Raw genomic sequence first — 23,132 nt, 5'->3', positions numbered from 1 at the left:
GAACCTCCGCGTCATTGCGCCCCATGTGGGCGGCGGCTTCGGCCAGAAGATGGCCTCCTACCCCGAGGACGTCGTGATCGCGTTCCTCGCCAAGACGTTCGGCCGGCCGATCAAGTGGATCGAGGATCGCCGTGAGAACCTGCTCGCCGCGATGCACTCCAAGGAGCAGGTCATCGAAATCGAGGCCGCCCTCGACGACGACGCGCACGCCGACGAGCAGCACGCGCGCTACGCCGCCCGCCGGGCGCTACTGCGCTCGGCGCTGGAGAAGGCCGGCTTCCGGGTCGACCACTCCGAGGCCTCGCTCTACCTCTGGAGCAGCCGTGACGAGGACTGCTGGGACACCGTCTCCTGGCTCGCCGACCGCGGCATCCTCGTCGCCCCCGGCTCCTTCTACGGCGCCGCCGGTTCTCGGCACGTCCGGGTCGCCTTCACCGCCACCGACGAGCGCGTCGCCGCCGCCGTCGCCCGCCTCGCCGCGTCCTGACGGTTTACCACGGTCCCGTGGTAGACGTCGTCCTCCCTCGGGAAGCTTGCCGCGGGAGGAGCAGGTTGACCACGGGACCGTGGTAAACCGCTGAGCTGCGGCCGGCCGTCAAGATCGCGTCAAGACGCGTCAGGGGGTCGTCAGGAGCGGCGTCGCGGTGCGGGGACGGGTGTGGGGTGGGGGCATGTCCCTCGTCACCGCACTCCAGCTGCTCGGCGTCGCCGCCCTGCTGGTCTACCTCGTCGTGGCCCTCGTGCGGCCCGACCGGTTCTGAGTCGCCCATGTCCGACACCGTCTCCGGCCTGCTGACCATCGCGGCGCTGCTGACCCTGCTCGCCGTGGTCTACGTCCCGCTCGGCGACTACATGGCGCGCGTGTTCACCTCGACCCGGCACCTCCGCGTCGAGCGCGCGCTCTACCGCGTCGGCGGCATCGACCCCGACCCGTCGTCGGCATCGTCCTGCTCCTGGCGATCCTCCTCGGCCAGGCCGCGCTCCCGTGGGACCGTGGCCTGCCCGGGATGCCCTGGGACATGGCCCTCAACACGGCGGTCTCCTTCGTCACCAACACCAACTGGCAGTCCTACGCCGGCGAGTCGACCCTGGGCTTCGCGGCACAGGCGCTCGGTCTGACGGTGCAGAACGTCGTCTCGGCCGCCGTCGGCCTCGCCGTCGCGGTCGCGCTGGTCCGCGGCTTCACACGGGCGGAGTCGAGCACCCTCGGCAGCTTCTGGGTCGACCTCGTCCGCGGCACCGTCCGCGTCCTGCTCCCGCTGGCGCTGGTCGCGGCGGTGCTGCTCCTGCTCGGCGGGGTCGTGCAGAACCTCTCCGACGTCACGGTGCGCGCCCTCGGCGGCGGCACGCAGGTGGTGCCGGGCGGGCTCGTCGCCAGCCAGGAGGCGGTCAAGCAGCTCGGCACGAACGGGGGCGGCTTCTTCAACGCGAACTCCGCGCACCCGTTCGAGAACCCGACGGCGCTGACCAACCTGCTCCAGGTCTTCCTCCTGCTGGTGGTGCCGGTCTGCCTGACCCGCACCTTCGGGACGCTGGTCGGCTCGCGGCGCCAGGGCCTGGTGCTGCTCGGCGCGATGGGCGTGCTGTGGGCCGGAGCCCTCGCCGTGACGACGTGGGCCGAGGTCGGCGGGCAGGGCCAGGCCGCGCAGGCTGCCGGCGCGGCGATGGAGGGCAAGGAGACCCGCTTCGGGGAGTGGGCGTCGGCGTTGTTCGCCGTGTCGACCACCGGCACCTCGACGGGAGCGGTCAACGCGTCCCACGACTCCATGTCGCCGCTCGGGGGCGGGACAGTGATGGCGCACATGATGCTCGGCGAGGTCTCGCCCGGTGGCGTCGGTTCGGGCCTCTACGGCATCCTCGTCGCCGCGATCCTCGCCGTCTTCGTCGCCGGACTCATGGTCGGGCGGACCCCCGAGCTGCTCGGCAAGAAGATCGGTTCGCGGGAGATGACCTACGTCGCGCTCTACACGCTCGTCGTCCCCGCCCTCGTGCTCGTCGGCATCGGCACCGCCATCGCGCTGCCGTCGACGGCCGACGCCATGGGCAACCCGGGAGGCCACGGCTTCTCCGAGGTCGTCTACGCGTTCACGTCGGCCGCGAACAACAACGGCAGCGCCTTCGGCGGCATCACGGTGACGTCGACGTTCTTCCAGCTGACGCTTGCCGCGGCCATGCTGCTCGGCCGGTTCGTGCCGATCGTGCTCGTCGTCCTGCTCGCCGGCTCGCTGGCCCGCCAGCGTCGGGTGCCGACGACGGCAGGCACCCTGCCCACCGCGACCCTGCTGTTCGGCGGACTCGTGGTCGGCGTCGTGCTGCTCGTCTCGGCCCTCACCTTCTTCCCGACCCTCGCCCTCGGCCCCGTGGCCGAGGCCCTGACAGGAGCCTCGCGATGACCCGCACCTCCGCTGCCACGCCGTTGTCGCGGCAGCTCGTCCAGCAGCTCCCCGCGGCGCTGCGCAAGCTCGACCCCCGCCACCTGTGGCGCAGCCCGGTCATGTTCGTCGTGTGGATCGGCTCCCTCGTCACGACGGTGTCGGCGGTCGTCGACCCGAGCGTCTTCGCGGTCGCCATCGCGGTCTGGCTCTGGCTCACGGTCGTGTTCGGCAACCTCGCCGAGGCCGTCGCCGAGGGCCGCGGCAAGGCACAGGCCGACTCGCTGCGCGCGGCGCGCACCGACGTCACCGCCCGGCGCGTCGCCTCCGACGGCAGCGAGTCGGTCGTGGCGGGCACCGAGCTGACGGTGGGCGACCTCGTGCGGGTCAGCGCCGGCGAGGTGATCCCCGGCGACGGCGACGTCGTGGAGGGCGTCGCGACAGTGGACGAGTCGGCCATCACCGGGGAGTCCGCGCCGGTCGTGCGCGAGGCCGGCGGGGACCGGTCGGCCGTCACGGGCGGCACGCGCGTCCTCTCCGACGAGATCGTCGTGCGGATCACCGCCGCGCCCGGCGAGACCTTCCTCGACCGGATGATCTCCCTGGTCGAGGGCGCCGAGCGGCGCAAGACCCCTAACGAGATCGCTTTGTCGATCCTGCTCGTGAGCCTGACGATCATCTTCCTGCTCGCCGTCGTCACCATCTCCCCGATGGCCGACTACGCGGGCGCGCCGCAGCCCACGGTGGTGCTGGTCGCGCTGCTCGTGTGCCTGATCCCCACCACGATCGGGGCGCTGCTGTCGGCCATCGGCATCGCCGGCATGGACCGTCTGGTGCGGGTGAACGTGCTCGCGATGTCGGGTCGTGCGGTCGAGGCGGCCGGCGACGTCAGCACGCTGCTGCTCGACAAGACCGGCACGATCACCTACGGCAACCGCCGGGCGTCGCGCTTCGTGCCCGCGGAGGGCGTCACCCTGGCCGAGCTGACGGAGGCCGCCCGCATCGCGTCGCTGGCCGACCTGACGCCCGAGGGTCGCTCCATCGTCGACCTCGCCGTCGCCGACACCGGTGCCACCGGCACGGGCGCCCCGCTGCCGGCCGGCGCCGAGCCGGTCGAGTTCACCGCCCAGACACGCATGTCGGGCGTCGACCTGCCCGACGGCCGCGAGCTGCGCAAGGGAGCCGGGAGCGCCGTCGAGGCGTGGACCGGCGCCGGGCTCCCCGCGGAGGTCGGGGCGGCCGGCTACGAGATCTCGATGTCCGGCGGCACGCCCCTGCTCGTCGCCGAGCGTCGAGCCGGATTCACCCGGGTGCTCGGGGTCGTCCACCTCAAGGACGTCGTCAAGGAGGGCATGGTCGAGCGGTTCGCCGAGCTGCGACGCATGGGGATCCGCACCGTCATGGTCACCGGCGACAACGCGCTGACCGCGCGGGCGATCGCCGCGGAGGCCGGTGTCGACGACGTGCTCGCGGAGGCGACGCCCGAGGACAAGATGCGACTCATCCGCGAGGAGCAGTCCGGTGGCCGCCTCGTGGCCATGACCGGCGACGGCACCAACGACGCGCCCGCGCTCGCGGCTGCCGACGTCGGCGTCGCGATGGCGTCGGGCACGTCGGCGGCGAAGGAGGCCGGCAACATGGTCGACCTCGACTCCGACCCGACGAAGCTCATCGACGTGGTGCGCATCGGCAAGCAGCTGCTCATCACGCGCGGCGCGCTCACCACGTTCTCCATCGCCAACGACCTCGCCAAGTATTTCGCGATCGTCCCGGCCATGTTCGTGACCGCGTACCCGTCGCTGGACACGCTCAACGTGATGCGGCTGGCCACGCCGGAGTCGGCGATCCTGTCGGCCGTCATCTTCAACGCCCTCGTCATCGTGGGACTCATCCCGGTGGCCCTCAAGGGCGTGCGCAGCCGGGCCGCCGACGCCGCGAGCGTCCTGCGGCGCAACCTGCTCGTCTTCGGCGCGGGTGGCGTCGTCGTCCCGTTCGTCGGCATCAAGCTCATCGACCTGCTCGTCTCCCAGATCCCAGGAATCAGGTGACCGTCGTGATCCGCGACCTCCTGCGTCAGTCCCTCGCCGCCGTCCGCGTGCTGCTCGTGCTCACCGTGCTGCTCGGCGTCCTCTACCCGGCCGCCGTGTGGGCCGTGGGCCGGGCCGTGCCCGACCGGGCCGACGGCAGCCTGCTGCGCGTCGACGGCGTCGCCGTCGGCTCCCGCCTCCTCGGCCAGACCTTCGAGGGCGCGCAGTGGTTCCACCCGCGCCCGTCGGCCAACGACTACGACGGCCTCGCGTCGGCACCGTCGAACCTCGGGCCCTCGAACCCCGATCTTCTCGCGGCGATCCGTGAGCGGCGGGCCGCGGTGGCGCGCGAGGACGGGGTGTCGCCGTCGGCCGTGCCCGCCGACGCCCTGACCGCGTCGGGGTCCGGGCTCGACCCCGACATCAGCCCCGCCTACGCGGCGCTGCAGGTGCCGCGGGTCGCCCGGGAGCGCGGACTCGACGAGGGGACCGTGCGTCGTCTCGTGGCCGAGGCCACCTCCGGACGCCAGCTCGGGTTCCTCGGGGAGCCCACGGTGGACGTCCTCGAGCTGAACGCGAGCCTGTCGGGTGCAGACTGACGTCGTGCACACGGTCCAGACGCGGGGCGACGCCGCGCCCGAGCACGGGCGCGGGTGCCTGCGGGTCTACCTCGGCGCCGCGCCCGGCGTCGGCAAGACGTACAGGATGCTCGACGAGGGCTGCCGCAGAGCAGCGCGCGGCACCGACGTCGTGGTGGGGGTCGTCGAGACGCACGGCAGGGCGCTGACGCAGGAGCGGATCGGCGGGCTCGAGGTGGTGCCCCGGCGCACCGTCCAGCACGGCGCGACGACCCTGACCGAGCTCGACGTCGACGCGGTGCTGGCCCGAGCGCCCCAGGTGTGCCTCGTCGACGAGCTGGCGCACACCAACGCGCCAGGATCGGGGCACGTGAAGCGCTGGCAGGACGTCGACCAGCTGCTCGCGGCCGGCATCGACGTCGTCACCACCGTGAACGTGCAGCACCTGGAGTCGCTGAACGACGTCACCGAGGCGATCACCGGCGTCCGCCAGCGCGAGACCGTGCCCGATGCGTTCGTGCGGTCGGCGGAGGCCATCGAGCTGGTCGACATGAGCCCGTCGGCGCTGCGCCGCCGCCTGGCCCACGGGAACGTCTACCCGGCCGAGCGCGTCGACGCGGCGCTGTCGCAGTTCTTCCGCGAGGGCAACCTCGCCGCGCTGCGGGAGCTGGCCCTGCTCTGGCTCGCCGAGCGGGTCGACGAGGGCCTCGAGCGCTACCGGGCGCGTCACGAGATCGAGGCCACGTGGGCGACGCGCGAGCGGATCGTCGTGGGCGTCACGGGTGGCCCGGAGTCGGAGCCGCTGATGCGGCGCGCCGCGCGGATCGCCTCGCGCGGTTCGGGTCCGTCGGGCGACGGCGGGGCGCCCTGGACGGCGCTGTACGTGTCGCGCGGCGACGGCCTGCGCCAGACCGGCCCGGACCGGCTCGAGGAGCTGCGCACGACGGCGCAGGAGCTGGGTGGCAGCTTCCACACGGTGGTCGGCGACGACGCCGCGGCCGCGATCCTCGACTTCGCGCGCGCCCGCAACGCGACCCAGGTGCTCATCGGGGCCAGCCGGCGCGGGCGGCTGTCGACGCTGCTGCGCCCCGGCATCGGCGAGACGATCGTGTCCGAGTCCGGCGACATCGACGTGCACATCGTCACGCACGACGAGGCCCGACGGCGCCAGGCCAGGGTGCGCGAGGAGTCGGCGCTCGGACGACGTCGGACGTGGGCGGGCTTCGCCGTGGCGCTGCTCGGGCCGTTCGTGCTGGCCGGTCTGCTGCTCGCCACCCGCGACCTCCACGGTCTGCCCACCGAGGCCATGCTGTTCATGGTGCTCGTCATCGGCACCGCCCTGGTGGGTGGTCTGCGCCCGGCCGTCGTGGCCGCGTTCGTCAGCGGCGGCGTCCTGAACTACTTCTTCACGCCTCCCGTGCAGACGCTGCGCATCGCCACGGGCGAGAACGCGGTGGCGGTCGTCCTCTTCGTGGCGGTCGGCATGTCGGTCGCTCTCGTCGTCGATCGCGCGGCCCGGCTCGCCGGGCTGGCCGGCAGGGCCCGGGCGGAGGCCGACAGCCTGAGCGTGCTGGCGCACCAGCTTGTGCACGCGGGGAACGACCTGCGGCGTCTGCTGCGCACGACCGTCGACCTGTTCGGCGTCGACGGCGCCCAGCTGTGCACGACGGACGGCCGCGTGCTGGGGGAGCACGGCGTGACGTCGGGTCCGGAGCGGACGGTGCCGGTGGGCGACGAGCACGTACTCGTGCTGTGGGGGTCGGCGGCCGAGGCCGTGGAGGAGCCGTTGCTGGCGGCCGTCGTCGCCCACGCGACGGTGCTGCTGGAGCGCCGCGCGGCCGTGGCGCTCAAGGCCGAGCGACGGGTGCTGGCGGAGACCGCCCGGACGCGCACGGCGCTCCTCGCCGCCGTGTCCCACGACCTGCGGACGCCGCTGGCGGCGGTGAAGGCGGCGGTGAGCAGCCTGCGCGACCCCGGCGTCGACTGGTCCGACCAGGACCGAGCCGACCTGCTCGAGACCGGTCCGCGCTGCAGTCGCTCACCGAGCGGGTGCCCGACGACCTCCCGGAGGCGCGCGCCGACACCGCGCTGCTCGAGCGGGTGCTCGCGAACGTCGTCGAGAACGCCCACAAGCACGCGGCGGGCTCGACGGTGCGGGTCGACGCGACCGCCACGCGCGAGCACGTCGTGGTGCGCGTGGTCGACGGAGGACCCGGTGTGCCGGAGCACCGCCGAGCGCAGATGTTCGAGCCGTTCCAGCGTCTCGGCGACGTCCCGCGCGGGGCCGGGGTCGGGCTCGGCCTCGCCGTCGCCCGCGGTCTCACGGAGGCGATGGGCGGACGTCTGACCGCCGAGGACACCCCCGGCGGCGGGCTCACGCTCGTGGTCGAGCTGCCCCGGGAGGGCTCCATGACGCTGACGACGGGAGGCGACGACGCATGACGGTGGTGCTGGCGGTCGACGACGACGCGGCGATCCTGCGGACCCTGGGCATCGCGATGCGCGCGCGGGGCTACGAGGTCGAGACGGTGGCGGACGGCCGGTCCGCGCTGCAGTCGCTCACCGAGCGGGTGCCCGACGTCGTCCTGCTCGACCTGGGCCTGCCCGACCTCGACGGCACGGAGGTGCTGCGGCGGATCCGCGAGACGTCGCAGGTGCCCGTGGTCGTGCTGTCTGCGCGGCACGAGTCCGACGACAAGGTGGAGGCGCTCGACCTCGGGGCCGACGACTACGTGACGAAGCCGTTCGGCATGGAGGAGCTCCTGGCGCGCGTCCGGGCGGCGCTACGTCGGGCCGCGCCCTCGCGGGCGCCCGTCGTGACGGTGGGCGACCTGGTGCTCGACGTCGAGGACCGGCGGGCCACCCGGGCCGGCGAGCCGGTGCACCTGACCCCGACGGAGTGGAAGATCGTGGAGGTCCTGGCGCGGGCGCAGGGACGCCTGGTGCGCCAGACCACCCTCCTGACCGAGGTGTGGGGGCCGACCTACGAGCGGGAGACGCACTACCTGCGGGTCTACCTCGCGCAGCTGCGTCGCAAGCTCGAGGACGACCCCGCGCACCCGCGCATGCTGATCACCGATCCCGGGCTCGGTTACCGGCTGCTGTCGGACCTGTCCTGACGCGATCCTGACGTGACGCCCGCTGGATCCTTGACGCGTCCCGGGCGCAGGCTCTGAGCATGACCGCCGCACCCGACCACCGTCCCGTCCCCGCCGCACCCGCCGACGAGCCGCGACCTCCGCACACGCTGCAGGAGAGTCTGGAGCGGTTCGGCGGCGCGTGGCTGGCGGCCGGCGTGACGACCGTGGTCGGGGCGGTGGCCCTCACGGCGCGTGTCGTCGTCGGGTGACGGCTCAGTCGAGGTCGTCGCTGCGCACGAGCCGACGACGCACCGACAGCAGGTCGACGTCGGGCCGCGAGGCGAGGAGCCGCTCGGCTCGGTCGAGCAGCGCGTCGGCGTGGGCGTGGTCGCCCGACGTCAGGGCCACGCCCACGACGGTGCGTCGGTAGAGGTCGGTATGGCCGACCTCGGCCACCGACACGTCGAGCGCGCGTCGCAGCTCGGCCACGACGGGTCGCACGACCGCGCGCTTCTGCTTGAGCGTGTGCACGTCTCCGAGGAGCAGCTCGGCCTCGAGCCAGCCGACCCACATGGCTGCCACGGCGCTCAGGCGCGGGCGGCCCGCAGCTCCTCGACGAGCGTCGGCCGCGTGGGCTGCCAGCCCAACGAGCGCGCCTTGGCGCCGCTGGCCTGCTGGTCGAGGAGCAGCGCGTCGCCGAAGGCCTCGCCGAGCCTCTCGTGCACGGTCTCGACCGAGGTGCCCGCGACGGCGTCGGCCAGCGCGAGCCCGAGGTCGCGGACGCTGGGGGAGTGGCCGCTGACGCCGAGCAGGCGCCCGTGGCCGGAGCCGCTCGCGACGACCAGCGCGTAGAGGTCGGCCAGGTCGTCGACGTGGATCGTGGTCCAGTGCTGCTCGCCCGAGCCGATCAGCTCGAGTGCGCCCTCGCCGGTGCGGGGTGCGGCCACGAGCTGCTGGGCGATGCCCTGGCCCGGTGCGTGCACGATGCCGGGCTGCACGACGGTGGCGCGGACCGGGGAGTCGAGGAGCCGGTCCTCGCGTGCCTGGCGCCAGGCGGTGATGGCGGGCGCGTCGTACGGCGTCTCCTCGTCGAGGTCGGCGCCGGAGCCGTAGGTCCAGACCCCTCCGGTGTGCACGAACGGCTTGTCGGTGCCGCCGAAGGCCTCGACCGCGGCGTCGACGACGGCGTCGTCCATGGTCGCGGACGTCTCGTCGCCGGGGGCGGCGGTGTGCACGCCGGCGTCGTGCTCGCGCAGCTGCGCCGCCAGCCAGGCGTTGTCGAACAGGTCGCCCTGCAGCGGCGTGGCGCCCGCAGCGGCGACGGTCTGCCCGGAGCTCTCGCTCCGGACGACGGCGGTGACGGCGTGGCCGTCGTCGACGAGGCGGCGCAGCACGGCTGCACCCACGAACCCGGTTCCCCCGGTGAGCAGGATCTTCATGGGGTCGTCAACCGTGACGGTCCGTTCGGTGTTCCGGCGTGTCCGCTCCGTGGACGGTTCAGCCGAGGATCTCCATGAGCCAGTGCTCCTTCTTCTTCGGCTTGCGGTAGCGGTCGTCGCGGTACCGGTCGTCGGAGCGGTAGCGGTCGTCAGGGCGGTACCGGTCGTCCCGGTCGCGCTCAGGACGACGCTCGTCGCGCGGCGCGGGGGCTGCGGGGGCGTCGGCCGTGGCGCGGTCGAGGATCTTGTCGAGCTCGCCACGGTCGAGCCAGACGCCCCGGCACTCGGGGCAGTAGTCGATCTCGACGCCGGCGCGCTCGCTCATGGTCAGGGTGGAACCGTCGGTGGGGCACTTCATGGTGGGACCTCCTGCGTCGACAACGTGCCGCGCGCCGCGACGGTTCCCCTGGCCCGCGGCCGGTCCCGCATGACGTGAAGAAGGCCCTGACCGTCGTGGTCGAGGCCTTCTGTCTGGCACACCCCCACGAACTCGAACCGTGAACCCGCTGATGAGGAGTCGGCTGGTGTGTCGAGGGGGTCTTGGGGCTCTGGGGGCTGGGTGGCGTTCGGTCCTGCTGGACGTGAAGAAGGCCCCGACCGTGGTGGTCGAGGCCTTCTGTCTGGTACACCCCCACGGACTCGAACCGTGAACCCGCTGATTAAGAGTCAGCTGCTCTGCCAATTGAGCTAGGGGTGCTCGCGCTCAGAGAACATTACCAGCAGGGGTCCGGGAGCCGAAATCGGGGTCAGCGGCCGAGCAGCTCGAGCAGGGCGTGGGCGGCGTTGTGGCCCGCGATGCCGCTCACGGCGCCGCCACGTCGGGCGCCGCTGCCGCACAGCAGGATCCGGTCGTGGGCGGTCGCGACGCCCCACCGCTGGGCGGGGGGGTCGGCGGGCTCGTCGTCCTCGAGCCATGGCCAGGCGAGGTCGCCGTGGAAGATGTGTCCGCCGGGCATGGCGAGGGCCTGCTCGACGTCGGCGGGCGTCTTGACCTCCACGCCGAGCACGAGCGGCTCGAGGGGTTCGGCGAGGTACGCGTCGATGGCGGTGAGGAACCGCCGGTACTCGCGCTCGGCGGCTCCAGCGTCGAGCAGGTTCTCGTAGGGCGTGTGCAGGCCGAACCAGGTGAGGGTCTGGGCGTCGGTCGCCGCCAGCTCGGGTCCGAGGATCGACCGGTCGGTGAGGGTGTGGCAGTACAGCTCGCCCGACGCGAACGGCTGCTCCCCGCGCTCGGCCGCGGCATGGAGAGCCTCGACCTGGCTCATGGCCTCGTCGACGTGGAACGTGCCGGCGAACGCGACCGCCGGGTCGTCGCCGGAGCGGAGCCGGGGCAGGCGCGAGACGAGCAGGTTGATCTTGAGCTGGGAGCCGGACGGCTGGGGCACGCCGGCCTGGTCGCCGGGCCACAGCAGGGCGTCGAGGGCGTGCGGCGCGATACCGCTGAGCGCGTATGCGGCGCTGACGTGCAGGGGCCCGTCGTCGTCGACGGCGTCGACGACGACGCCGGCCTGCTCGCCGGGGTCTCCGCAGTCGCACGCCTCGTGCTCCTCGAGCTGCTTGACGCGCGTCACCGTGGCACCGGTCAGGATCCGCACCCCTGCCTCACGGGCGACGCGCTCCAGCTCGCCGGTCACCGCACCCATCCCGCCGACCGGCACCCGCCACTCGCCCGTCCCGTTGCCCACGAGGTGGTAGAGGAAGCAGCGGTTCTGCACCAGGGACGGGTCGTGCAGCGACGCGAAGGTGCCGATGAGCCCGTCCGTGCCGACCACGCCGCGCACGACGTCGTCGGCGAAGCGACGCTCCAGCGCCTCGCCCAGCGGTCGCTCGACGACGTCGGTCCAGACGGGCTGGCCGGTGGCGGGCCCGAGGTCGCCGACCCGGGGGAGCGGCCGCAGCAGCGTGGGCGCGACGGCAGCGGCCAGTCCGCCGACCTCGCCGTAGAACGCCTGCCAGGCCTCGAACGCGTCGTCGTCGCCGGTGAGGGCGCGGAAGGACGCCCGCGTGGCGTCGCCCTCGTCGGTCTCGACGAGCAGCCCGCGCGGCTCCCCGTCACGCTCGTAGGGCGTGTACGAGGCGGTGCCGCGCGAGCGCAGCTCCAGGTCGAGCCCGAGCTCCTTCACGAGCGCCTCGGGCATGAGGCTGACGAGGTAGGAGTAGCGCGAGAGCCGCGCGTCGTGCTCGGGGAAGGTCCGGGCGCTGACCGCTGCGCCGCCCACGTGGTCGAGCCGCTCCAGCAGCACGACGTCGAGGCCCGCCCGGGCCAGGTAGGTGGCGGCGACGAGCGCGTTGTGGCCTCCACCGAGCACCACGACGTCGGCCGTCTCCTCCCGCGACTCCGTGACCTCGCCGGACGCCGGCGCGTACCAGCCCGACCCCTCGGGCTGCGTGAACCACCTGCTCGTCATGGCGCCACTCTGGCAGAACGGACGCCTCGCCCGCGCAGCGTCGGGGTCAGCCCTGGCAGAACAGCTGCCCGTACGGCCCGGCCGAGGAGCGCTGCTCCGTGACCCTGCCGTCGACCGTGATCGTGCACGTGATCGTCGCGCCGCTCGGACCGGCCTGCATGAACATCTGCGCGTAGTCGGGTCGGCCGTACACGAGCGTGCTCATCGACCACGACGTCCCGACGCCGGTGGCCGTGCCGCTCGGTCGGTCACGGCTGGTCGGCACGAGGTAGCCGACGACGCCGATCGGCTCGCTCGACGTCGCACTCAGGGTGATGCGCCGGGCGCGGACGCTGAAGGTGCCGCCGCTGCCGGGAAGTCCGGCCGGCTCCTGCAACCCGGTCACCGAGCGGGGAGCGAGCCCCTTCGGCTCCGCGTCGGGGTCGGACGCGGCCGCCGACATCGACGGCGACGGCGTGGGACGGCTCAGCCCGGGGCGCTCGACGCCCTGGTCGTCGGCGGCTGCGGCGTCGCGACCGCCCGCGCCGGACCCGCCCATCGGCACCAGCAGGGCCGCCAGCAGGGCCAGCCCTGCCAGGAACCCCACCACCACGAAGGGGTGCCGTCGTATCGCGTCCACGGCTGCACAACGAGGGAGGCGGCACCGGGTTAGGCCGAGCGCCCTGGCGCGGCGCCTCCCAGGACGCGTCGTGGAGGGGTCTCTGTTTCACTGGAGGCATGCGCCCCGTCCCTCTCTCGCCCCACGCCCGTCAGGCCGCCCTCGACGCGATGGAGGCCGCCCCGCTCGACGTCCTGGTCATCGGGGGAGGAGTCGTCGGCGCCGGCGCCGCCCTCGACGCCGCCACCCGCGGTCTCTCGGTCGGTCTGGTCGAGGCGCGCGACTTCGCGTCGGGCACGTCGAGCCGGTCCAGCAAGCTCATGCACGGCGGCCTGCGCTACCTGGAGATGCTCGACTTCCGGCTCGTCGCCGAGGCCCTGAAGGAACGCGGGCTGAACCTGCAGAAGCTCGCGCCGCACCTCGTGCAGGAGGTGGCCTTCCTGTACCCGCTGCAGCACCGCGGCTGGGAGCGCTTCTACGCCGGGTCCGGCGTCGCGCTCTACGACGCGATGAGCAAGGCGTCCGGCTACGGCAAGGGCGTGCCGCTGCACCGCCACCACACCCGCCGCGGGGCGCGCAAGATCTTCCCCGGCCTGCGCAAGGACGCGCTCGTCGGCGCGCTCCGCTACTACGACGCCCAGGTCGACGACGCCCGCCACACGATGTTCCTCGCCCGCACGTCCGCCGCCTACGGCGCGCACGTCGCCAGCCGGACCCGCGTCGTCGACCTGCTCCGCGAGGGCGGTCGCGTGGTCGGCGCCCGCCTCAAGGACCTCGAGTCCGGGCGCGAGCTCGACGTCCGCGCGTCGGTGGTGCTCAACGCGACCGGCGTCTGGACCGACGAGACGCAGGGGATGGCCGCCGAGCGCGGCCAGTTCCACGTGCGCGCGTCCAAGGGCATCCACCTCGTCGTGCCGCGCGACCGCATCCGCGGCGAGGGCGGGCTCATCCTGCGCACCGAGAAGTCCGTGCTCTTCGTCATCCCGTGGGGCCGGCACTGGATCATCGGCACCACCGACACCGACTGGGACCTCTCGAAGGACCATCCGGCGGCCAGCCGCAACGACATCGACTACCTCCTCGAGCACGTCAACCGCGTGCTGGTCGAGCCGCTGACTCACGCCGACGTCGAGGGCGTCTACGCGGGCCTGCGGCCGCTGCTGGCGGGCGAGGACGAGGCCACCAGCAAGCTCTCGCGCGAGCACGCCGTCTCCACCAGCGTCAAGGGCCTCGTGGTGATCGCGGGCGGCAAGTACACGACGTACCGGGTGATGGCCAAGGACGCCGTCGACGCTGCCGTGCACAGCATGACCCGCCAGCTCGACCGCGTCGTCCCGGCGTCGTGCACCGAGGACGTGCCGTTGCTCGGCGCCGACGGCTTCGAGGCGCTCTGGAACCAGCGGCACCGTTTGGCCGCCGACAGCGGACTCTCCGTCGCGCGCATCGAGCACCTGCTGCGACGCTACGGGTCCCTCGTCGTCGAGGTGCTCGACCTCGTCACCACCGACCCGACGCTCGGCGAGCCCCTCGGCGGCGCCGACGACTACCTGCGCGCCGAGGTCGTCTACGGCACGACCCACGAGGGCGCGCGTCACCTCGACGACGTCATCGCCCGTCGCACCCGCATCTCCATCGAGACGTTCGACCGCGGCACCGAGGTGGCCCGCGAGGTCGCCGACCTCATGGGCGACGCGCTCGGGTGGACGAGCGAGCAGCGCGACGTCGAGGTCGAGCACTACCTCAAGCGGGTCGCCGCCGAGCGCGAGTCGCAGACCATGCCCGACGACGAGACGGCCGACGCCGCCCGCATGGGGGCTCCTGACGTCGTGCCGGTCGCCACCGCCGACACGCCGTGATGCACGACCCGCCGCCGGGCGCCCTCGACGACGTGGGTGACCTGGAGGACGACCCGGGACCCTCGCCGCTCGTGCGGACGCTGCGCCCCGTGCTCATCACGGCCGTCCTCGCCGTCCTCGTGCTCGGCGGGTTCGCCCTCGCGTCGCACCTGTGGGGCGACACCCGCACCGAGACCGGCGAGCTCGACCTGGAGGGCTCCGGACTCCTGCGGCTGCAGGCCGGGCCGACCGACGTGCGGGTCGTGCAGGGCGACGTCACGGTGCCTCGGTACGTGGCGCGCGTGACGAGCGGACTGTTCGACACGCACTTCGAGGTCGAGCGGGTGGGCGGGGCGACCCGGCTCGAGGCCGCGTGCCGCCCCCTCCTGAGCCCGGGCTGCGGCGTCGACGTGACGATCACGGTGCCCGAGGGCACGGCCGTCGACCTCCTGACCGGGTCCGGCGACGTCGACGTCTCGGGACTCGACGGGGCGGTGGCCGTGCGGACCGGGTCGGGCGACGTGGAGGTCGAGCGGCTGCGCACCCAGGACCTCACCGTCCGCAGCAACTCGGGCGACGTCGAGGCGACCTTCGCCCGCCCGCCGTTCGCCGTCAAGGTCGCCACCGGCAGCGGCGACGTCGACCTCGGCCTCCCGCAGACACGCACGCCCTACGCCGTCGACGCACGCAGCGAGTCCGGCGAGGTCGACGACGCCATCCCCGCCACCGACGCGCAGGACGCCCGCGTCGTGCGCGTCAGGACGCAGGCCGGCGACGTCGAGGTCGAGCAGGACGGGTCGTAGGGGGCTGCGGGCTCAGCTCCTCGTCGACCTGCTGGTGCGCTGCCTGCGGGGGTCTCGTCTTCTTGGTGCGCTGCTGCCGGGGGTCTCTTCTTGCTGGTGCGCTGCCTCGGCTTTCGTCGGGTGTGGTCTCCGAAAGGGCCTCGACCGGGCGGCTGGCGGCCGCGCTGGTCTGGGATCTCGGGCTGCGGCTCCTGCTGGGGGCGCAAGGATCGGCGTTCGTGCGTGAGACTCCGAGGCTTCTGCGTTAGCCACGGGATCCCGTCACCAACGCAGAAGTGTTCGACCTCAGGCGCGCGAAGGCAGATTCCTGCGTCCTACGCGAGCTGCAGCCCGAGAACCCGAGCCGCCGCCCTTCCAGCCGCCCGGTCGAGGCCCTTGCGGAGCGCAGGACGAGTCGAAGCCGCGCCGACGCCGCCCCACTCGACTGAGAAGCCGCGCCAACGCAGCCCCAGGTCGAGCGAGAACCGCCCCTGAACGCGACGACGCCCCCACCGCACGCGGTGGGGGCGTCGTGTGACTCGTCAGGGTGACGAGCTGAGATCAGAGCGGGCGGATGTTGGCCGCCTGCAGGCCCTTCTGGCCCTGCTCGACGTCGAACTCGACCTTCTGGTTCTCCTCGAGCGAGCGGTAGCCGCTCGCCTGGATGGCGCTGAAGTGGGCGAAGACGTCCTCGCCACCCTGGTCGGGGGCGATGAAGCCGAAGCCCTTGTCAGCGTTGAACCACTTCACAGTTCCGGTAGCCATATGTTTCTCCTTCGGTGGTGCGCATGCGCGTGTCGCATGCGACGGGTGTCGCGACGCGCATCAACCGGGAGAAGCTGGAGCGACCGGGGGGACCCGGGCGCTCGATCTTTCTGGCACAACAAACGCCTACAACTAACGCCCACCCTACACGTCCGGACGAGGACGACACACCCCGTCGTCCGGCGGGTCCGTCGGGGACGGCGCGCGGGTGTCGGCGCAGCATCCGCGGAGCCCGTGAGGGCGGCGGCAGACCGCCCGGGAACGGACGAGGCGCGACCCGCGCCGAGGTGGACACCTCGGGCGGCTCGCGCCTCGGTCACATGGGGTGGACGACGGGACTTGAACCCGCGGCCACCGGCACCACAAGCCGGTGCTCTACCAACTGAGCTACGCCCACCATGCGTGGCGGCAGGCCGTCACGACGCGGACGATCATAGCCCACGTCGCGCGCGGCCCCGCCGGTGCCCCGTCACGACTCCTCGGAGCCCTCCAGACGGCCGAGGGTCGAGCTGGCCGCGACCTCGGCGGCGATCGCACGGGCCGCCTCCGTCTCCGGCCCAGGATCGCCGACGAACACGGCGCGGCGGTAGTAGCGCAGCTCGTCGATGCTCTCGGCGATGTCGGCCAGCGCACGGTGGTGCCCGGCCTTCGCGGGAGCCGCGAAGTAGGCGCGCGGGAACCACTGGCGGGCGAGCTCCTTGATCGACGACACGTCGATGACGCGGTAGTGCAGGAAGCCCTCCAGCTCGACCATGTCGCGGGCGAGGAACGTCCGGTCGGTGCCGACCGTGTTGCCCGCGAGCGGCGCCTTGCGCGGCTCCTTCACGTGCTCGCGGACGTAGGCGAGCACCTGCTCCTCGGCGTCGCGCAGCGTCGTGCCGGCCTCGAGCTCGGTGATCAGCCCGGAGGCGGTGTGCATGCGCGTCACCACGTCGTTCATCTGCTCCAGCGCCTGCGCCGGGGGCTTGATGACGAGGTCGACGCCCTGCCCCAGCACGTTGAGCTCGTAGTCGGTGACGAGCGCCGCCACCTCCACCAACGCGTCGGTCTCGAGGGAGAGCCCGGTCATCTCGCAGTCGATCCACACCAGTCTGTCGTTCACGCGACCGACCCTAGGCCACCGTGACAGCCCCAGCCGCCCAGCCCGGGTAGCCTTCCAGGGAACCGACGGGGCGCGGTCTTCGTTGTGCCCCTCGAACGACGGGCGCACGCGTCCCGTCCTGTCCCAGACGCCGCACAGGAGCCAGACCACGTGAGCAACGACCGCAAGCAGCGAGCCGAGCAGATGCGCAAGGAGCGCGAGAAGGCCGACAAGCGCCAGCGCAACGTCATCACGATCGCGATCGTGGCCGTCGTCATCGCCCTCGTCGGCGTCGGCGGCTACGCCGTGAAGTCGACGGCCGACAAGAACGCCAAGAGCACCGACCTCGTCGCGCCGAAGAACACGAAGGACTACGGCATCGTCTACGACCAGGCGGCCGCCGAGTCCGCCGACGGCGGCGCCTCCGACGGTGGCGCCGCCTCCGGCGACGCCAAGCCGGTCAGCGTCGAGGTGTACGAGGACTTCCAGTGCCCCGTGTGCCAGCAGTTCGAGCAGGTCGCCGGCCCGATGCTGAAGCAGCAGGTGGCCTCCGGCGAGATCGCGCTCACCTACAAGCCGTTCTCCTTCCTCGACGAGAACGGCGGCAGCACCAACGACTACTCCAAGCGCGCCACCAACGCCGCGCTCTGCGCCCTCGACGCGGGCGGCGTCGACGACTACGTCAAGGTCCACGACTTCCTGTACGCCAACCAGCCGCAGGAGGGCACGGCCGGACCCGAGAACGCCAAGCTCGTGGAGGACCTCAAGAGCCTCGGCATCACCGGCGCGGGCATCGACTCGTGCGTGAAGTCCGAGAAGTTCGTCCCGTGGGTCGTCAAGGCCAAGGAGGTCGCGCAGGACAGCGACCGCGAGATCAGCGGCACGCCGACGGTGTTCGTCGACGGCAAGAAGCTCGACGACTTCAGCCCCGCCACGATCCAGAAGGCGGTCGAGGAGGCCAAGGCCTGACCCGGCTTCTCCCGCGCACGGCCCTCGCACCCTCGGTGCGGGGGCCGTGTCACGTCAGCAGCAGGCCCAGCCACGCCGCCGCGACGCACACGACGGCGGTGCCCACCGCGTGGGCGACGGCCCGGCCGCCCCGGCCGCGGAGCGCCAGGCGGGCGGAGTCGAGGCTCGCGGTGCTGAACGTCGTGTAGCCGCCGAGGAACCCCGTGGCCACGACCGTCCGGGCGGCGCCGTCGTCGAGCAGCCCGACGGCCAGCCCGATGAGGAACGACCCGGTGACGTTCACCGCGACGATGCCCCACGGGAACCGCCCGGACGAGCGCTGGCCGACCCAGGTGTCGACGAGCAGCCGCAGCACCGAGCCCGCGCCGCCGGCGACCGCCACCGCACCGGCGAGCAGCGCGCCTGTCACCGTGCACCCCGGACCCGCAGGGCGCGGCCGACGGCGAGCCCGCCCACCGACGCCGCGAAGCCGCCCGCGACGGTCGCCAGGAGGTAGACGAGGGCGTCGGCGGGTCGCCCGTCGGCGAGCAGGCCCTGGGTGTCCAGAGCGAAGGCGCTGTAGGTCGTGAAGCCGCCCATCAGGCCGGTGCCGAGCAGCAGGCGGGTGCGCGACGAGGCGACGGTGGCGGTCAGGACGCCGAGCAGGAACGCCCCGAGCAGGTTGACGCCGAGGATGCCGACCGGCAGTCCGTCGACCGGGTCGACGGACGCGGCCACGCCGTAACGGACCAGCGTGCCGACCGCTCCGCCGGCGGCCACCAGCGCCACTGCGTCCGGACGTGGCCAGGTCGTCGCCATGCTCGGACTCTACGACCCGCGGATAGGTTCGTCCCATGGACGTCTCACGGCTCGTGCTCGGCACCATGTACCTCGGCACCCGGACGGACGAGGCGACGTCGCGGGCGCTGCTCGACCGCTTCCTCGACGCCGGCGGACGCACCCTCGACACCGCCAACTGCTACGCCTTCTGGGTCGACCCGAGCGGGCACGGGGGAGCGAGCGAGCGCGTCATCGGCGGCTGGCTCGCGGCGGAGCCGTCGCGTCGCGACCGGGTCGAGCTGGCCACGAAGGTCGGTGTCGAGCCGCTCGACGTGCCCCGCGCGGACGGCCACACCGTTGAGGGGCTCTCGGGCGAGGTCGTGCGAGCCGGCTGCGAGGCGAGCCTGCGTCGCCTCGGCGTCGACGTGATCGACCTGTACTGGGCGCACGGGGAGGACCGGGGGACGCCGCTGGAGGAGACGGTGGAGGCGTTCGGCGCGTTGGTCGCCGCCGGCGCGGTGCGACGGCTGGGCGTCTCCAACCACCCGACCTGGCGGGTCGAGCGGGGCCGAGCCCTCGCCGAGGCGCGCGGGCTCGAGCCGTGGACGGCCCTGCAGCTCACGACGTCGTACGTGCACCCGCGGCCCGGCGCGGCGGTGGAGGGCAAGGACCACCGGTTCGGCTTCGTCACCGACGAGACCGTCGACTACGTCAGCGAGCACCCCGACCTCGAGCTGTGGGCGTACTCGCCGCTCGTGCAGGGCGCGTACGACCGGCCCGACCGTCCGTTCCCGCAGGCCTACCGGCATCCGGGCACGGAGCGACGTCTGGCGGTGCTGGACGACGTCGCACAGGCGCACGGCGTGGCGCGGTCGGTCGTCGTGCTGGCCTGGCTGCTGGCCTCGCGGCCCGAGGTGCGTCCGATCCTCGGCGTCAGCTCGGTGGAGCAGCTCGAGTCGGCCCTGCGCGTCGCCGACGTCGACCTCGCGCCCGACGAGCTCGCCGCCCTCGACGCCCCTGCGTGACGAGACGAGTCTGTGACGCGGGGATGAGAAGGGGTTCTGCTCTTCGATCTGAGCACCCGGGGAGGACTCGGTGTGAGCGCCCCCGGCAGGAATCGAACCTGCGACCCGAAGATTAGAAGGCTTCTGCTCTATCCATCTGAGCTACGGGGGCCCGCCCCCACCCTAGTGCCACCGAATCGGGGGGACGTGACGCGTGCCGTGGGGCGCGGGGCGACGCGTTCCCCTAGGCTCCGGGGGGTGAGCCAGCCACACGCGCAGGAGGCCGCGCCGGAGGTGGCGGGCCGCGGGACGATCCCCCGACGGATGCCCCGGTACGTCGAGCGTCCGCGTCAGCGGGGACGCACCGTGCTGATCGTGCTCACGGGCATCGGCGTGGCACTGGGCCTGGTCGAGGTCGTCGTGGTCGCCGCGGGTGCGGAGGCGCTCGAGGGCGCGCGCCTGGCCATCATCTACGCGCTGGTGCCGCTGCCGGTGCTGTGGTTCGTGTACTGGTGGCTCGACCGCTACGAGCCGGAGCCGCGTCGCTACAAGGTGGCCGCGTTCGTGTGGGGCGGTGTCGGCGCGGTCGGCATCGCGCTCGCCGTCCAGGTGCTGCTGGGGGAGACGACCGACCTGACGCAGAAGGAGCTGGCGACGTTCGTCGCCCCGGCGAGCGAGGAGCCCGCCAAGGGGTTGTTCCTGCTCCTGACGTTCCTGCGCTGGCGCCGCATCATCGACGGGTTCCTGGACGGCCTGATCGTGGCCGGTCTCGTGGGTCTGGGCTTCGCGTTCGTCGAGAACATCGGCTACTACGCGCTCAGCTACGCCGGCGGACCCGACGTGCCGATCGCCGGCGCCGAGGGTGCGGCCGGGACGTTCGTCGTCCGCGGGATCGCCAGCCCGTTCGCCCACCCGCTCTTCCTGTCGGCGTTCGGCATCGCGCTCGGCCTGGCCGTCGGCATCCGCTCGAAGGTGCTGAAGGTGCTGGTCGGCACCCTCGGTCTCGCGATCAGCATGGCCCTGCACGGGCTCTGGAACGGGTCCGCGTCGTACTTCGGGGGCGTGGGCTTCGCGCTCACCTACGTCGCGCTGTTCGTCCTGTTCGTCACGCTCGCCGTCGTCGCGATCGTCGCGCGCTCGCGCCAGGTGCGGACCCTCGAGCGCTCGCTGTCCTACGTCGCCGAGCGCGGCTGGATCCACCCGGCGGAGATCCCCTACCTCTCGCGCTTCGGGTACCGCAAGCAGGCCCGCCGGCACGCCCGCCGTCACCACGGCCGCGTGGCCGGGCGGATCGTGCGCCGCTACCAGCGCCTCGCCACGGAGATGGCCTTCCTGCACGACGCGATCATGCGCGGCCAGACGAAGCCGCACGGCGTCGAGCGCACCTACGCGCTGCTCGACGCGATGTACGGGCTGCGACCCGCGCTCCGCTTCCCCCCGCCCCTGCCCGTCGCGCACCGACGGTGACGCGACGCGGACGCACCGTGGTCACGCAGAGTCCACTACCGTGTCCCTTGACCCCGCGGAACAGCCGCAACGACACGTCGAGACGGGAGGAGCACCGGTGCCCAGCGAACACGCCTCGGCCGAGCTGCTGGGAGCGCTGAGCAAGCTCCTCACCGACGTCACGGCGGCCCCCCTCGCGCTCGAGGTCCCGGGTGTCGACGAGGTGCGTTCCACGCGGGCCGAGATGGTCGACCAGCTGTCCGACTACGTCATCCCGCGGCTCGTGCAGCTCGAGGCTCCGCTGTTGACGGTCGTGGGCGGGTCCACGGGCGCCGGCAAGTCGACGCTGGTCAACTCGCTCGTGGGGGAGCAGGTCACCCAGTCCGGCGTCCTGCGCCCGACCACGCGCTCGCCGGTGCTGGTGCACCACCCCGACGACGCGGAGTGGTTCCAGCCCGACCGCATCCTGCCCGAGCTGCCCCGCACCAAGGCGGTCACCAACGACGTCTACGCCCTGCGCCTGGCGCCCTCCACGGGGGTCCCGCGCGGCCTGGCGATCCTCGACGCGCCAGACATCGACTCGATCGACGCGGCCAACCGCGAGCTGGCGACGCAGCTGCTCGCGGCCGCCGACCTCTGGCTGTTCGTCACCTCGGCCGCGCGCTACGCCGACCAGGTGCCGTGGGACTACCTCGGGCGCGCCGCGGAGCGCAGCACGTCGGTGGCGGTCGTCCTCGACCGCACGCACGCCGACGCGGTCGTGGAGGTGCGAGGCCACCTCGCGCGCATGATGACGTCGCGCGGGCTGTCGGACTCCCCGCTCTTCACGGTGCCGGAGTCGGCGGTCGGCGAGGACGGCCTGCTGCCGCGCGAGGCCGTCGAGCCGATCCGCGGCTGGCTGCGCGACCTCGCGGCCGACCCCGAGGGTCGATCGGCCGTCGTCTTCGGCACGCTCGACGGCGCCGTGCGCCACAACGTGCTGCGCTCGCACGTCGTCGCCGACGGGCTCGACGAGCAGCTCGCCGCCGCACGTCAGCTGCACGACGACGCCACCCGCACCTACGCCGAGGCGGTCGACCTGCTGCGCCGGGCCACCGCCGACGGCACGGTCATGCGCGGCGAGGTGCTGACCCGCTGGCAGGAGTTCGTCGGCAACGGCGAGCTGCTGCGCTCCGTCGAGGAGCGCGTGAGCCGGATCCGCGACCGGCTCGTCGACCAGGTCACCGGCAAGCGCACCCGCTCCGCGGAGGTCAGCGAGGCGGTCGAGTCGGGGCTGCAGACCCTCCTCGTGGAGCAGCTCGAGGCGGCCGCGGAGGCGGTGTACCGCTCCTGGTCCTCGGTCGGAGCCGGCCGTGCGCTGATCGCCTCCGAGCGCGGTCTCGACCGCGCCTCCCGCGACGTCCGCGTCAAGGCCGAGCGCCTCGTCCGCGACTGGCAGGCTGAGGTGCTCGAGCTCGTCCGCGCCGAGGGCTCTGACAAGCGCCTCACCGCGAAGTTCCTCGCCTTCGGCGTCAACGGCATCGGCGTCGCGCTCATGGTGCTGGTGTTCGTCAGCGGCTCCGCGGGTCTCACCGGCGCCGAGGTCGGCGTCGCCGGCGGCACCGCCGTCGTCGCCCAGAAGCTGCTCGAGGCGATCTTCGGCGACCAGGCAGTCCGCCGCCTCGCCGAGCGCGCCCACACGTCGCTGGTCGCCGCGGTCGAGGCGCTCGCGACGGCGGAGAGCCGGCGCTACCTCGACCTCGTGAGCGACCCCGCCCTGATCGAGGCCTCCCAGGCCCGGCTGCGCGACGCCGCGCGCCGGGCCGAGTACGCACGTCACATCGACTTCCTGGACGGAGAGACCGCCTCATGAGCGAGCGCCCCGGACCTGTCGCGCGCGCGACCTCGGCGCTGTTCGGCGGCGAGCGCAACGACGTCGCCGCCCGCCTCGACGGCCTCGGCGAGGCGGTCGAGGCCGCCCGGGGCCGTCTCGACGACACCCTGCTGGAC

22 protein-coding genes, 3 tRNA genes and 1 pseudogene are annotated in these 23,132 nt (G+C 73.1%); 14 read left to right on the top strand and 12 right to left on the bottom strand.

Annotated elements, in window-relative coordinates:
• The 8 genes and pseudogenes from A6Q79_RS15450 to A6Q79_RS15415 form a co-directional block, all read left to right on the top strand.
• Window positions 1-487, top strand: a 487-nt coding sequence (locus A6Q79_RS15450) for an aminotransferase class I/II-fold pyridoxal phosphate-dependent enzyme (RefSeq protein ID WP_317698715.1), incomplete at its 5' end; no start/stop codon positions are given.
• A 184-nt stretch (window positions 488-671) separates the two neighbouring features.
• Window positions 672-761: a potassium-transporting ATPase subunit F gene (locus tag A6Q79_RS15445; protein ID WP_083516245.1), complete on the top strand. Its 90-nt coding sequence runs from the start codon at window positions 672-674 to the stop codon at window positions 759-761.
• A gap of 180 nt (window positions 762-941) precedes the next feature.
• On the top strand, window positions 942-2,393 hold the full coding sequence (gene kdpA, locus A6Q79_RS15440) for a potassium-transporting ATPase subunit KdpA (RefSeq protein ID WP_317698716.1): 1,452 nt from the start codon (window positions 942-944) through the stop codon (window positions 2,391-2,393).
• Entirely contained in the window at window positions 2,390-4,420 is a 2,031-nt protein-coding gene (gene kdpB, locus A6Q79_RS15435; RefSeq protein WP_286689804.1) for a potassium-transporting ATPase subunit KdpB, read from the top strand. The genes kdpA and kdpB overlap by 4 nt, the downstream gene beginning before the upstream one ends.
• Window positions 4,421-4,425: 5 nt before the next feature.
• Complete coding sequence (gene kdpC / locus A6Q79_RS15430) at window positions 4,426-4,998, top strand: potassium-transporting ATPase subunit KdpC (protein WP_286689808.1); 573 nt, start codon at window positions 4,426-4,428, stop codon at window positions 4,996-4,998.
• 106 nt (window positions 4,999-5,104) lie between these two features.
• Window positions 5,105-7,419, top strand: a pseudogene (locus A6Q79_RS15425) (ATP-binding protein).
• Window positions 7,416-8,096: a response regulator gene (locus tag A6Q79_RS15420; RefSeq protein ID WP_067855060.1), complete on the top strand. Its 681-nt coding sequence runs from the start codon at window positions 7,416-7,418 to the stop codon at window positions 8,094-8,096. Before A6Q79_RS15425 ends, A6Q79_RS15420 begins: the two are co-directional and overlap by 4 nt.
• Window positions 8,097-8,155: 59 nt before the next feature.
• On the top strand, window positions 8,156-8,326 hold the full coding sequence (locus tag A6Q79_RS15415) for a hypothetical protein (protein WP_158509170.1): 171 nt from the start codon (window positions 8,156-8,158) through the stop codon (window positions 8,324-8,326).
• Between the two features lie 4 nt (window positions 8,327-8,330).
• Here the strand turns inward: A6Q79_RS15415 and A6Q79_RS15410 are convergent, their stop codons facing one another.
• The 6 genes from A6Q79_RS15410 to A6Q79_RS15385 form a co-directional block, all read right to left on the bottom strand.
• Entirely contained in the window at window positions 8,331-8,630 is a 300-nt protein-coding gene (locus A6Q79_RS15410; protein WP_067861323.1) for a DUF503 domain-containing protein, read from the bottom strand.
• Between the two features lie 14 nt (window positions 8,631-8,644).
• The gene (locus tag A6Q79_RS15405; protein WP_286689802.1) at window positions 8,645-9,496 is read right to left on the bottom strand and encodes an NAD-dependent epimerase/dehydratase family protein; all 852 of its coding nucleotides are present in this window, start codon (window positions 9,494-9,496) and stop codon (window positions 8,645-8,647) included.
• Window positions 9,497-9,554: 58 nt separating this feature from the next.
• Window positions 9,555-9,854 (bottom strand): zf-TFIIB domain-containing protein, encoded by a 300-nt coding sequence (locus tag A6Q79_RS15400; protein WP_286689801.1) that lies wholly within the window; start codon window positions 9,852-9,854, stop codon window positions 9,555-9,557.
• A gap of 263 nt (window positions 9,855-10,117) precedes the next feature.
• Window positions 10,118-10,193 (bottom strand) — tRNA-Lys (locus A6Q79_RS15395).
• 49 nt (window positions 10,194-10,242) lie between these two features.
• The gene (locus A6Q79_RS15390) at window positions 10,243-11,904 is read right to left on the bottom strand and encodes an NAD(P)/FAD-dependent oxidoreductase (RefSeq protein WP_317698714.1); all 1,662 of its coding nucleotides are present in this window, start codon (window positions 11,902-11,904) and stop codon (window positions 10,243-10,245) included.
• 46 nt (window positions 11,905-11,950) lie between these two features.
• Window positions 11,951-12,523: a hypothetical protein gene (locus A6Q79_RS15385; RefSeq protein ID WP_286689799.1), complete on the bottom strand. Its 573-nt coding sequence runs from the start codon at window positions 12,521-12,523 to the stop codon at window positions 11,951-11,953.
• Between the two features lie 98 nt (window positions 12,524-12,621).
• On the opposite strand from A6Q79_RS15385, the gene A6Q79_RS15380 reads away from it, so the two are divergent.
• Both A6Q79_RS15380 and A6Q79_RS15375 read left to right on the top strand, forming a co-directional pair.
• Window positions 12,622-14,358, top strand: coding sequence for a glycerol-3-phosphate dehydrogenase/oxidase (locus A6Q79_RS15380; protein WP_286689798.1), 1,737 nt, complete (start codon window positions 12,622-12,624; stop codon window positions 14,356-14,358).
• A complete protein-coding gene (locus A6Q79_RS15375) occupies window positions 14,358-15,140 on the top strand; it encodes a DUF4097 family beta strand repeat-containing protein (protein WP_286689797.1) in 783 nt (260 codons plus the stop codon). The genes A6Q79_RS15380 and A6Q79_RS15375 overlap by 1 nt, the downstream gene beginning before the upstream one ends.
• 540 nt (window positions 15,141-15,680) lie before the next feature.
• On the opposite strand, the gene A6Q79_RS15370 is transcribed toward A6Q79_RS15375, so the two are convergent.
• The 3 genes from A6Q79_RS15370 to orn form a co-directional block, all read right to left on the bottom strand.
• Window positions 15,681-15,884, bottom strand: coding sequence for a cold-shock protein (locus A6Q79_RS15370; RefSeq protein ID WP_067855085.1), 204 nt, complete (start codon window positions 15,882-15,884; stop codon window positions 15,681-15,683).
• Window positions 15,885-16,205: 321 nt separating this feature from the next.
• Window positions 16,206-16,281: transfer RNA gene (locus A6Q79_RS15365), tRNA-His, on the bottom strand.
• 72 nt (window positions 16,282-16,353) lie between these two features.
• Entirely contained in the window at window positions 16,354-16,986 is a 633-nt protein-coding gene (gene orn / locus A6Q79_RS15360; protein ID WP_286689796.1) for an oligoribonuclease, read from the bottom strand.
• A gap of 150 nt (window positions 16,987-17,136) precedes the next feature.
• On the opposite strand from orn, the gene A6Q79_RS15355 reads away from it, so the two are divergent.
• Window positions 17,137-17,934: a thioredoxin domain-containing protein gene (locus tag A6Q79_RS15355; protein ID WP_286689795.1), complete on the top strand. Its 798-nt coding sequence runs from the start codon at window positions 17,137-17,139 to the stop codon at window positions 17,932-17,934.
• A 49-nt stretch (window positions 17,935-17,983) separates the two neighbouring features.
• On the opposite strand, the gene A6Q79_RS15350 is transcribed toward A6Q79_RS15355, so the two are convergent.
• The gene (locus A6Q79_RS15350) at window positions 17,984-18,343 is read right to left on the bottom strand and encodes a CrcB family protein (RefSeq protein WP_067855095.1); all 360 of its coding nucleotides are present in this window, start codon (window positions 18,341-18,343) and stop codon (window positions 17,984-17,986) included.
• Window positions 18,340-18,732, bottom strand: coding sequence for a CrcB family protein (locus tag A6Q79_RS15345; RefSeq protein WP_067855098.1), 393 nt, complete (start codon window positions 18,730-18,732; stop codon window positions 18,340-18,342). The genes A6Q79_RS15350 and A6Q79_RS15345 overlap by 4 nt, the downstream gene beginning before the upstream one ends.
• Before the next feature lie 35 nt (window positions 18,733-18,767).
• Here A6Q79_RS15345 and A6Q79_RS15340 point away from each other — a divergent pair, with 35 nt between their 5' ends.
• Window positions 18,768-19,718, top strand: a complete 951-nt coding sequence (locus tag A6Q79_RS15340) for an aldo/keto reductase (RefSeq protein WP_286689794.1) — start codon at window positions 18,768-18,770, stop codon at window positions 19,716-19,718.
• 77 nt (window positions 19,719-19,795) lie between these two features.
• Here the strand turns inward: A6Q79_RS15340 and A6Q79_RS15335 are convergent.
• Window positions 19,796-19,869: transfer RNA gene (locus A6Q79_RS15335), tRNA-Arg, on the bottom strand.
• 86 nt (window positions 19,870-19,955) lie between these two features.
• On the opposite strand from A6Q79_RS15335, the gene A6Q79_RS15330 reads away from it, so the two are divergent.
• Together A6Q79_RS15330 and A6Q79_RS15325 are read left to right on the top strand one after the other, a co-directional pair.
• Window positions 19,956-21,164, top strand: coding sequence for a PrsW family intramembrane metalloprotease (locus A6Q79_RS15330; RefSeq protein ID WP_144433658.1), 1,209 nt, complete (start codon window positions 19,956-19,958; stop codon window positions 21,162-21,164).
• Between the two features lie 97 nt (window positions 21,165-21,261).
• The gene (locus A6Q79_RS15325) at window positions 21,262-22,995 is read left to right on the top strand and encodes a dynamin family protein (RefSeq protein ID WP_286689793.1); all 1,734 of its coding nucleotides are present in this window, start codon (window positions 21,262-21,264) and stop codon (window positions 22,993-22,995) included.
• Window positions 22,996-23,132: the final 137 nt, after the last annotated feature.

This window comes from Aeromicrobium sp. REDSEA-S32_B7, from assembly GCF_001626145.1.
Lineage (GTDB): Bacteria > Actinomycetota > Actinomycetes > Propionibacteriales > Nocardioidaceae > Aeromicrobium > Aeromicrobium erythreum.
This window is presented reverse-complemented; position numbering and strand designations above follow the sequence as displayed.